The sequence below is a fragment of the Nocardia aurea genome (assembly GCF_003123685.1).
In the GTDB taxonomy this organism is placed as follows: Bacteria; Actinomycetota; Actinomycetes; order Mycobacteriales; family Mycobacteriaceae; genus Nocardia; species Nocardia aurea.
The window spans coordinates 1-1,481 of sequence record NZ_QCYJ01000068.1; the positions used below are offsets into that span (position 1 = coordinate 1).

A 1,481-nucleotide genomic window follows, 5' to 3' on the forward strand; every position below is an offset into this window, starting at 1 on the left:
TTATCGCAGTTGGTTTTTCATTACTTTGCCGGTGGCGTTCAACGGCAGGGTGTCGAGGAATTGTATCGAGCGGGGGACTTTGAAGCCTGCCATGCGGTCTCGGCTCCAGTGGATCAACTCGTCTTCGGTGATCGGTTGGCGGGCCACGATGTAGGCGCGTCCGACCTGGCCCAGGCGTTGGTCGGGGACGCCGATGACGGCGGCTTGGGCGACGGCGGGGTGTTGGATCAGGAAGCCCTCGATCTCGGCGGGGTAGACGTTGAACCCGCCCACGATGTACATGTCCTTCTTACGGCCGTCGATACGCAAACGGCCTTCGGGGTCGAGGCTGCCGAGATCGCCGGTGTGCAACCAGCCCTCGGCGTCGATCGCTTCGGCGGTGGCTTGGGGGTCGTCGAGGTAGCCCTGCATGACGCTGTAGCCGCGCACGAGGATCTCACCGTCGTCGGCGATGGCCAGTTCGACACCGTCGCAGGCCTGTCCGGCGGTGGTGGCGATCTGTTCGAAGGTGTCACCGGGGCGTGAGGCGGTCGCGGTACCGGCCTCGGTGAGTCCGTAGCCGGTCATGATCGACCGGAACGGCAGCTCTTCGCTGATCCGGCGGATCAACTCGACCGGGATGTCGGCCGCGCCGGTGACCGCCGACCGCAGCGAGGACAGGTCGTGGGTGTTACCGGCTTGCAGCAGGGAGTGGTAGAGCGTCGGCGGGCCGGGCAGCATGGTGACCCGTTCGCGGGCCACCAGTTCCAGGACCCGGTCGACCTCGAAGACCGGGACCGGCAGGATCGTCGCGCCACGGATGAGCGAGGCGATCAAGCCGGCTTTGTAGCCGAAGGTGTGGAAGAACGGGTTGACGATCAGATACCGGTCGCCCTCGCGTAGATCGGCCAGATCACACCACTCGCTGTAGAGCCGCAGCGTTTGGCGGTGGTTCATCATGACGCCCTTGGGGCGACCGGTCGTGCCCGAGGTGTAGACGATATCGGCGATATCGGTACCCACGATGTCACCACGTTCGAACGCAGTGCCCGAGGACAGGAAATCCGACTTCAGATCCACCACCGGCACACCGCCCACACCGCCCACACCGGCCGCGCTGGCCGCGCTGGCCGCGCCGCTGGCGGTGAAGTCGCTGTAGTCCACGCCGAGGAAACCCTGTTGGACCAAGACCATTTTCGCGCCGCTGCGGGTGATGATGTCACCGGCCTCTTCGCCCTTGAACCGGGTGTTGACCGGAACCAGCACCCCGCCCGCGGTGAGCAGCCCGAACGCGGCGACGATCCATTCCGCCGAGTTCGGCGCCCAGATCGCCACCCGGTCACCCTTGTCGATACCGGCCCGCGCGAAAGCACCCGAGGCGCGACGGATCCGGTCGACGAGTTCGGTGTAGGACCACCGAATCCCCCCGTCGACGACCGCTTCGGCATCACCGAAGCGAGTCGCCGTACCGAGGACCATCTCGGGGATGGTCTGCCAGGTCA

The 1,481-nt window shown here is 65.9% G+C and carries 1 protein-coding gene; it reads right to left on the minus strand.

Annotated elements, in window-relative coordinates; all coding sequences use genetic code 11:
• On the minus strand, positions 1-1,481 hold a 1,481-nt coding region (locus DAT37_RS12890), incomplete at its 5' end, for a FadD3 family acyl-CoA ligase (RefSeq protein ID WP_109524990.1).